Origin of the sequence: Cyanobium gracile UHCC 0139 (assembly GCF_034931325.1) — a bacterium.
Classification (GTDB): Bacteria; Cyanobacteriota; Cyanobacteriia; order PCC-6307; family Cyanobiaceae; genus Cyanobium; species Cyanobium gracile_B.
The window spans coordinates 1-9,189 of sequence record NZ_JAYGHX010000019.1 but is presented as its reverse complement, the minus strand read 5'-3'; the positions used below and the strand labels follow the sequence as shown (position 1 = coordinate 9,189).

Below are 9,189 nucleotides of genomic sequence, written 5' to 3'. Positions count from 1 at the left end.
TGCAGGAGCGACCAGCAGTTGCTGGAAGAGTTTCATGGGTTCCTCACACGGAAGCGGCGCAATGCGCCAAACCAAGGATCTCCCACGGGACCAAGACCATCCAGTCGCCATGTGCCAGAAAGCACAACGTCCGGTACCCGGGGCTGCTGCCAGAGTGCCGCCCATGAAGGCCCCGTGGGCGTCGCTGCCCTTCCTGCCCCTGTTGCTGACGGCGGCGCCGCGCAGCTTCCTGGCCCACGACGAGGGCTACTACGCCCTGCAGGCCCGCTGGATCGCCCAGAGCGGCCAGTGGCTGGGCCCTCCCTGGTGGGACCAGGTGGTCTTCGATCGCAGCATCGGCCTGCCCTGGCTGATCGCCGCGGCCGGCCGGCTGCCGGGGGTGGGGCCCTGGTCGGCCCATCTGCCGTCCCTGGTCGCCGCCGTGGCCTGCCTGCTGCTCACCGCCGAACTGGCCAGGCGCCTGCTGGACGGGGACGGCGCCGGCTGGCTCGCCGCGGCCGTGCTGGCCCTGACCCCCCTCTGGCTCGACTACGCCCATCTGGCCAGCCAGGACATGCCCCTGCTGGCCCTGGAACTGCTGGGGATCCTGGCCCTGCTGCGGGCCGACGCGGCGCAGCGGCCCTGGACGTACCTGGCCGGCGCCTGGATCGGCCCGGCCTTCCTGATCAAGGGCTTCATGGTGGCGCTGCCCGTGCTGGCTCTGCTGCCCTTCCTGCTGCTGGAGCGCCGGGCCCTGCTGCGGCAGCCCGCCTTCTGGCTCGGCCTGGTCCTGGGGTGGCTGCCGGTGGCGCTCTGGCTGGGCCTGAGCCTGCGGGTGCTGGGGCTGCCGGTGGTGGCGGGCCTGTGGCAGAAGCTGCTCTACCTCTCCGAGAGCGACGTCTACAGCGCCGGCCCCCTCTATTACCTCTGGAACCTGCCGGCCAACACCTTCCCCTGGAGCCTGCTGGCCCTGGCGGGGTGGTGGGGCTGGCTGGCCGGACCACTGGAGCGGTCCCGCCGCCTGCTCCTGCTGCTCTATCCGCTGCTGCTGCTGCTGCTGCTCAGCGCCTTCCGCACCAAGACGCCTTACTACGGCCTGCAACTCACCCCCTTCGTCGCCCTGGCGGCCACGGCTGGCCTGCGGTCATGGAGCGCCGGCGCCGGCCGCTGGACCCGGGGGGTGACCCTCGGCGCCTTGGCGCTGGGGCTGGGGCTGGTGCTGGCGTCACTGGCGGTGCTCTGGCCCGGAACGCCGGCCGGCCGTCTGGTGGCCAACGCGGTGGCAGACCTGCCCCCGTCTCCTCAGCAGTTCGCCGTGGCGGCGGGCTGCCTGGGGCTGGCCTGGGCCCTGGTGCCCTGGTGCCGCCACGGCTCCCCCCGTCTGGGTGCCCTGCTGATCGGCCCCTGGCTGGCCCTGGCCCTGCTGGTGCAGGCCGGCCTGTTCACCGATCGCAGCCCCCGGCAACGGCAGGCCCTGGAGCGCCCTGAGGCCAGGGCGGCCTTAGCGGCCGGGCCGATCGCGGCCGTGGCCGGCGCCCCCCTCAGCGGCGAGGAGCATGCCCGGCTGATCCTGGTGGCCCTGGCCAGCCCCCGGCTCACGCCCCGCATCGGCCCGGCGGAACAGGTGTCCCCCGGAGACCGGGTATGGATCCGGCGCCGGGAGCTGCCGGCCGGATGGCCCGTACGGCTGCAGGCCCCGGAACTGGAGCCCTGGGTGCTGGCCCAGGCGCCGGGAGCGACCCGATGAGGCAAAGGCGCGGCCGGGACGGGTGGATCCTGCTGGTGCTGGGGCTGGCCGGGCTGCTCCTCGATGTCCTCTGGCTGCAGGGCCACGCCCAGCCCCCGGCCTGGGACCAGGGGGAACATCTGAGCCGGGCCCTGGGGGTCTGGCAGGTGCTCGGTGAGGCGGCTCCCCTCGATCCGCTCTGGTGGCAACGGCTCTGGGCTGAGACGCCCACCTACCGGGGGCCGTTCACCTACCTGGTGACGGCGCCGGTGTTCAGCCTGCTGGGACCCGGCTATGGCAGCGCGATCCTCTCCAACAGCCTGTTCCAGGCCCTGCTCCTGGGCAGCCTCTATGGCCTGGGCCGCCTGGCCCACAGCCGGGCGGCCGGGCTCTGGGCCGCCTTCCTCTGCGCCGTCTCGCCGGCCCTGCTGAACCAGCGCAGCGACTACCTGATCGATTTCAGCCTGACGGCCGTGCTCACGGCCACCTGGTGGTTGCTGACGCTGCGGGTGCTGGGCCGGCCCCGGCGCCCCTGGCTCTGGAGCCTGGGCGGCGGCCTGGGCCTCGGGGCGGTCGTTCTGACGCGCCCCACCGGCCTGGTGATGCTCTGGCTGCCCCTGCTGGCCCTGGCCTGGAGGGCCCTCGCGCCCCTGTTCCGGCGGGGGCGGCCGGGCCCGCGGACCCGCTTCGGTCGGCTGGCCGAGGCGCTGCTGGCGGCGGCGGCGGCGGCGGCCGTGGCCTGGCCCTGGTGGAGCCAGAACTGGCTGACGATCCTCTCGACGGTCAACAAGGCCCGCCAGTGGGGCGTCCTGTACCAGGACGGTCTGGAGGCGAACACCCTGGCGGGCTGGCTGTTCTACCCACGCCTGCTGCCGACCATGGCCGGGGCCGCGCTGGTGGCGGTGGTGATGGCGGGGGGAACGCTGCATGGGTGGCGAAACCGCAGCGCCCCTGCCGGAGCTCTGAACTGGCGGCGGCTCGCCTGGTGGCTGAGCTTTCCCCTCGGTGCCCTGCTGCTGGCCACCCTGATGAGCACCAAGGACTTCCGCTTCGTGCTGCCCCTGGTCCCCCAGCTCTGCCTCGGCTTGGGGATCGTGCTGGCCTCGGCCAGCGGCCGCTGGACCCCCGTCTGGAGGCTGGCGGTGGTGGCGATCGGATTCTGGGGGGCGCTCGCCAGCCAGTTCGCCCTGGCGGCCAATCCGACCGCCTTTCCACCGCGCCCGCCCGTCGCCGGCCCCCCCTGGCCCCTGGAAGCGATCGTGGCCACGATCCGCCAGCACAGTCCCCACCAGCTCTCCACCCTGGCGGTACTGCCCGACAGCCAGGGGCTGAACGCCTTCAACCTCGACGCCGAAGGGCGCCGCCAGGAGTTCCGCGTCGCCGCCCGCCAGACCGTGGCACCCGTCGACCAGCTCGACGGCGACCTGGCTGGCTTCGACTGGTTCCTGCTCAAGGGGGGCGACCAGGGGGTGATGAGCGATGAACGCCAGGCCGCCCTGGACGACCTGGTGCGCCGATCACCCGCGTTCCAGGCCGCCGGCCGCTGGCCCCTGCCGGATGGCAGCAGCGCCGAGCTCTTCAGGCGGCGGACCCTGGGCCTGGAGGTGCTCCCGGTGGCCTGCGGACCGGGGCGGGACCTTGCCCTGAACCTGGCGGTCGAACCCCCGTCCCCCCTCCGGCCGGGCCACGGGGCGGTGTTGGTGAGCCGATTGCGGGGGCCGGCGGCCGAGCTGCGGGACGGCCTGCTGCTGCTCGACTGGCTGCCGCAGCCGGTGGCCCCCCCTGGCCAGGTCGCCCCCGGGGCGAGGCCCCACTGGCACCATGACCGCGGTATCGGCCAGGGCATGGTGCGTGCGGAGCCAGGCGGTTGCCTGGAGGTTCGGGAACGGCTGGCCCTGGTGGTGCCGGCCGGGCTTCCCGCAGGGCCCTACCAACTCCGAGCCCGGGCCCTCGACCGCCAGGGGCGGCCGCTGTCCCTGCACAGCGCCCCCCTGACCCTGACGGTGGCTGGCGGTGGTGCCCAGGAGGCCCAGGGCATGGACACCGGGGCGCCCCCCAACCGCATCGACCAGCTGGTCGAGCTCGGCAGGCTGCTGCGGGCCGGCGATCTCGACCGGCTGTTCCGGCAGGTGGGGCAGATCAACCAGCGCGACCCCCAGCAGGTCTATCTCTCCCAGGGGGAGCGGCTGCTGCGGGCCAGGCTGCAGGAGACTGGCGCCGACCCCGGGGAAGCCGATCTGGAGGACCTCTATGGTCTGGCCCTGGCCCAGGCGCTGCAGCGGCACGCCGATGGGGCCGTCGACACCCTGCAGCGCATCGTGTCCCTCGAACCCACCAATCCCCATGCCCTGATGGCCCTCGGCTTCGTGCAGCTCTACCGCTTCCACCCCGGCCAGGCCCAGGTGGCCCTCGATGCCGCTGCCCGCCTCGACCCCGGCAACCGCACCCTGCGGACGCTCCGGATCGTGGCCCGCGGCCTGCGGCTCGATGTGGCGGGCACCCTGGCCCTGCTGCGATGAACGGCACGCTCCAGCCGGAGGCACTGCTGCGGTTCCACCGCCGCAACCGCGCCTACTACGACGACCTGAACCGCCTGCACCAGCTGCTGGTCGCCCCGGGTCTGCGGGTGCTCGAGATCGGCTGCGGCCTGGGCGATCTGCTGGCGTCCACCCAGCCGGGCCACGGGGTGGGCATCGAACGCGACCCCGCCATCGCCGCCGCCGCCCGGGCGGCCCACCCCAACCTGCGGATCGTCTGCGCCGAGGCGGCCACCATCGACCCGGAGGCCATCGGAGAACGCGACCCCTTCGACGTGATCCTGCTGGCCAACACCCTCAACACCCTCGAGGACGTGCAGGGGGTGCTGGAGCGGCTGGCGGCGTTCTGCCATGACCGCACCCGGCTGGTTGTGAGCTTCCACAACTGGCTGTGGCAGCCGCTGCTGAAGGCGGCGGAAGGCGCCGGCCTGCGTCAGCCCCAGCCCCCCGAGAGCTGGCTCACCCCCAGGGACGTCCAGAACCTGCTCGATCTGGCCGGCTGGGAGGTGCTCAAGCAGGGGCACCGCTGCCTGCTGCCCCGCCGCATCCCCCTGCTCGCCCCCCTGGCCAACCGCTGGCTGAGCCAGCTGCCGCTGCTCGAACAGCTCGGGCTCACCCACTGGCTGGTGGCCCGGCCCGCCACCCCGGCCCAGCGCCGCCCCAGCGTCAGCGTGGTGATCCCGGCCCGCAACGAAGCCGGCAACATCGCCGCCGCCATCGCGCGCATGCCCCTGCTGGGATCGGCCACCGAGGTGCTGTTCGTGGAGGGCCACTCCTCCGATGACACCTGGGCGGAGATCGAGCGGGTCTGCGGGTCCTACAACGGCCCCCTGCAGCTGCGGGCCCTGCGCCAGAGCGGCCGCGGCAAGGCGGACGCCGTCTGGCTGGGCTTCGATCAGGCCGAAGGGGAGGTGCTGATGATCCTCGATGCCGACCTCACCGTGCGCCCGGAGGATCTGCCCCGCTTCTACAAGGCCCTGGCGGAGGGCCGGGGGGAGTTCGTCAACGGCTGCCGGCTGGTGTACCCCCGCAGCAGCGTCGCCATGCCACCGCTGAACACGGCCGCCAACCGCTTCTTCGCCGCGGCCTTCTCCTGGCTGCTGCGGCAGCGGCTCAAGGACACCCTCTGCGGCACCAAGGTGATCTGGAAGGCCGACTACGAACGACTCAAGGCCGGGCGGGCCTATTTCGGCGACTTCGACCCCTTCGGCGACTTCGATCTGCTCTTCGGCGCAGCCAAGCTGAACCTCAAGATCGTGGAGGTGCCGGTGCGGTACCAGGAGCGCAGTTACGGCAGCTCCAACATCGCCCATGTGAAGGAGGGCCTGATCCTGGCGAGGATGTGCCTGTATGCGGCCCAGAAGCTGCGCTTCACCCCATGACCGCGTGGCTGTCCGTCCCGTCGCCGCCCCGCCGGCGGCAAGGCCGCCGATGAGGAAGCGCTGGTTCCTGGGGTTGGTGGCAACCCTGGTGCTCTACCTGGGGCTCAGCATCTGGTTCGGTTTCGCCAACGTGGTGCGCTCCCTGGGGGCGCTGCCCTGGTGGTGCTGGGTGCTGGTGCCGGCCCTGGTGGCCGCGGGCTATCTGCTGTTGTTCCAGCGCTGGCAGTTCTATCTCCGCCAGCTGGGGCATCCCCTGGCCTGGCGGCCCAGCAGCCGCATCTACGTCGCCGGCCTGGCGCTGGTCGCCGCCCCCGGCCGCAGCGGCGAGGCCCTGCGGGGGCTGTGGCTGCAGCGCCGCCACGGCATTCCGATGCAGATCGGCGTGGGGGTGACCCTGGCGGAGCGAGTGACCGACCTGGCCGGAGCCCTGCTGGTGCTCGCCTGGGGGCTCGGGGGGCGGATCCTGCCGGCCCTGGCGGCGGGCGCCGGGACCCTGGCCGTCGGCGCCTGGCTGCTGACCCACCCGGCCGCCCTGCGGCGCCTGGAGGCCTTCCTCGACCGGCTGCCAGCCCATCGGCGCTGGCACGGACTGACCCGGCTGCTGCGGGAGGCCCTCGGGGCGGTGGGCCGGATGCGGCGGCTGCTACGGCCCTGGCCCCTGCTGGTGGGCACCGCTCTGGCAGCCCTGGTGTGGCTGATCGAGGCGACGGCGCTGATGGGCCTGCTGCAGCTGCAGGGCGATCCCCTGGCCCTGACCCAGGCCGCCGTGATCCGCACCGCCATGGCCCTGGGCGGCGTCCTCTCCTTTCTGCCGGCGGGGGTCGGCACCGCGGAGGCGACGGCCATCGGCCTGGCGGTCGCCTTCGGCGTCGACCGGCCGGCGGCGCTGGCGGTCACCCTGGTGCTGCGGGTGTGCACCGTGCTGCTGCCCACCGCGGTGGGCCTGGTGGTGCTGGGCCGCCATCGGGACGGTGACGAGACGATGCCGACGTGAGCGACACCCCTCTCTCCTCCACGACCGGCTACCGGACCGAGATCGACGGCCTGCGGGCCCTGGCCGTGGTGGCCGTGATCGTCAACCACATCGACGACCGGCTGCTGCCCAGCGGCTACCTGGGGGTGGACATCTTCTTCGTGATCTCCGGCTTCGTGATCACCGCCTCCCTGACCCGCCGTCCGGCCCGTTCCCTGGGGGATCTGCTGCTCGGCTTCTACAGCCGGCGTCTGAAACGGCTCGTGCCGGCCCTGCTGGTCTTCGTGGTGGTGGTGGGGATCCTGTCCTGCCTGGTGATCCCCCGGCCCCATACGGCCCTGCGCACGGGGATCAGCGCCCTGTTCGGCTTCTCCAACATCTACCTGCACGGGCAGGCCACCGACTACTTCGGCACCGCCACCAAACTCAACCCCTTCACCCACACCTGGTCGCTGGGGGTGGAGGAGCAGGTCTATCTGTTGTTGCCAATGGTGGCCTGGCTGACGGGCTTCGCCCGCCCCGGTGCCGGGGGGCACAGGGCCCTGTTCGGCGTGATGGGCGTGGCCTCGCTGGCCTCCCTGATCGCCTTCGTTCAGCTCTATCCCACCCAGCAGGCCGCCGCCTACTTCCTGATGCCGCCAAGGCTCTGGGAGATGGGGGCAGGCTGCCTGCTGTTCTGCCTCGGCGGTGTCTGGCCGACCGCCGCCAGGGGCCTGGGCCGCCTGCCGCCCCTGGCGGCGGTCCTGGGTCTGGGGGGGGTGATGCTGCTGCCACTGGCCTGGGCTGTGCCGGCCACGGTGGCTGCGGTGGTCCTGACCACGCTGCTGATCGCCAGCCTGCGGCAGGGCACCGCCGCCTACCGCCTGTTCACCCTGCCGGCCCTGGTGTGGGTGGGGCTGATCTCCTATTCGCTTTACCTCTGGCACTGGGGAGTCCTCTCCCTGAGCCGCTGGACGATCGGCCTTCACTGGTGGTCGCTGCCATTCCAGATCGGCCTGATGGTGCTCCTGTCGGTGGCCTCCTACCGCTGGGTGGAGAAGCCCCTGCGGCAGGCCAGCTGGGCCCCGCGGCGGGACCGGACGATCGCCATCGGGGTGGGCGGCCTGGCCGCCGGGGCGGGGCTGCTGATCGGTGTCGACAACCTGCCGCCGTTCAGCCTCTACGCCGGACGCAACCCGATCCCCGCCGGCATGGGGGTGGAATCGCTCGTCGATCCCTATCGGGTGGCGGGCGCCACTGGCACCTGGCAGGGATCCCCCTGCGTGCTGGCCAACGACGGCGAAGCGGCGAAAACCATTGCCATCGAGGCCTGCACCCTCGGGGACTTCGCCACGGCCCGCCACCGGGTGCTGGTGGTGGGTAATTCCTTCTCGGCCTCCTTCGCCGGCGCCTTCGACGAGCTGGTGGCCACCGACGACTACGCCGTGACGATCACCTCGGCCTGGGCCGCCTCCCCGGTGGGCAACTTCGCCGCCCTCGGCGGCGGCGGCCCCTTCGCCGCCACCAACCGCGCCTACTGGAACCGGGTGGTGCCGGCTCTGGTGGCGCAGCTGCGCCCGGGTGACTGGGTGTTCCTGGTCAACGACATGGTGATGTTCTCGCCCCCCAGCCAGGGGCCGGGCAGCCGCCTGATCCTCCAGACCCTCAGGGTGGGCCTCACCGACTTCTCCGCCAGCCTGGCGCAGCGCGGCGTGCGCCTGGCGGTGCTCAACGGCCTGCCCTTCGCCCGGGAGGCGAACTGCCACCCCGCCAGTGCCGTGCCCCAGTGGTTCTCCCCCTTCGGCGGCCCCTGCCTGATGCCGGGCCGGGCGGAATCCCTGCGTCGACGCCAGCCCCTCGACGACTTGCTGGTCGATCTGCAGAACCAGGGCAAGCTGCAGGTGGTCGATCTGTTCGACCTGTTCTGCCCCGACGGGGCCTGCACCTATCGAGCCCGGGGTGGGGAGATTCTCTACCGGGACGAGCATTCCCACCCCTCGAAGGAGGCGGTGCAGCTCGCCGCGCCTCTGATCCGGAACGTGCTGATGTCCCCTGCAACGGCACCGGCAGCACCGTAGACACCGGCGGCGGAGGGGCCCTGAGGGCCAGGTCCCAATGAACGATGCCCCCGAGTCCGTGGGTGCCAGGAAACCTGGGCCACGAACTCGGGGGCTCTCGCCGGGCCCGCACTGGCGCGGAACCGATGGATCAGGATTCAGCGGCCGTGATCAGCCGGCATTCTCCGCGATCTGCAGACCCTGGATGGGACAACTTGGGGTCATGGACACCTCCTCCTGTGGGTTGGATGCCAGCCGGCGACGCCTGCGGCAAGGGCGGAAGACGACCGAGGGCGGAATGGCAGCCGCAGGGCCATGGCACCGGATGCATCCAACCGCCGCCGTGGCGGGGGAGAAAAGGCATCGGGCCCGGCATGGCGGTGCACTCCGATCAGACGTTTCCGTCGATCACCACGTCACTGCTGACGGAACGATTGCATCGTAACCAGCTTTTCGGGCCGGCGATGGGGGGCATGACCGCGGGAGGCCATGAAAAAGCCCCCTTGGAGGGGGCCGGAACACCTTGAAGGGAGAATCAGAGCGCGTTGCCGCGAGG

General features: G+C 72.3%; 5 protein-coding genes. All 5 read left to right on the top strand.

Annotation, left to right across the window (positions count from 1 at the left end; all coding sequences use genetic code 11):
* Nucleotides 1-163 precede the first annotated feature (163 nt).
* The 5 genes from VB738_RS16365 to VB738_RS16345 are packed head-to-tail and all read left to right on the top strand — an operon-like array spanning nucleotide 164 to nucleotide 8,654.
* Nucleotides 164-1,726 carry an ArnT family glycosyltransferase gene (locus VB738_RS16365; RefSeq protein WP_323306754.1) on the top strand — a complete coding sequence of 521 codons (1,563 nt, stop codon included), beginning with the start codon at nucleotides 164-166 and terminating at the stop codon, nucleotides 1,724-1,726.
* A complete protein-coding gene (locus tag VB738_RS16360) occupies nucleotides 1,723-4,224 on the top strand; it encodes a glycosyltransferase family 39 protein (RefSeq protein WP_323306753.1) in 2,502 nt (833 codons plus the stop codon). The genes VB738_RS16365 and VB738_RS16360 overlap by 4 nt, the downstream gene beginning before the upstream one ends.
* Nucleotides 4,221-5,624, top strand: coding sequence for a glycosyltransferase (locus VB738_RS16355; protein ID WP_323306752.1), 1,404 nt, complete (start codon nucleotides 4,221-4,223; stop codon nucleotides 5,622-5,624). Before VB738_RS16360 ends, VB738_RS16355 begins: the two co-directional genes overlap by 4 nt.
* A 4-nt stretch (nucleotides 5,625-5,628) precedes the next feature.
* Nucleotides 5,629-6,618 (top strand): lysylphosphatidylglycerol synthase transmembrane domain-containing protein, encoded by a 990-nt coding sequence (locus VB738_RS16350; protein WP_323306751.1) that lies wholly within the window; start codon nucleotides 5,629-5,631, stop codon nucleotides 6,616-6,618.
* Nucleotides 6,615-8,654 carry an acyltransferase family protein gene (locus VB738_RS16345; RefSeq protein WP_323306750.1) on the top strand — a complete coding sequence of 680 codons (2,040 nt, stop codon included), beginning with the start codon at nucleotides 6,615-6,617 and terminating at the stop codon, nucleotides 8,652-8,654. The genes VB738_RS16350 and VB738_RS16345 overlap by 4 nt, the downstream gene beginning before the upstream one ends.
* The last annotated feature ends 535 nt before the right edge of the window (nucleotides 8,655-9,189 follow it).

Coding starts and splice junctions, on each gene's coding strand:
- VB738_RS16365 (WP_323306754.1), top strand. CDS start 164: ATGAAGGCCCCGTGGGCGTCGCTGCCCTTCCTGCCCCTGTTGCTGACG.
- VB738_RS16360 (WP_323306753.1), top strand. CDS start 1,723: ATGAGGCAAAGGCGCGGCCGGGACGGGTGGATCCTGCTGGTGCTGGGG.
- VB738_RS16355 (WP_323306752.1), top strand. CDS start 4,221: ATGAACGGCACGCTCCAGCCGGAGGCACTGCTGCGGTTCCACCGCCGC.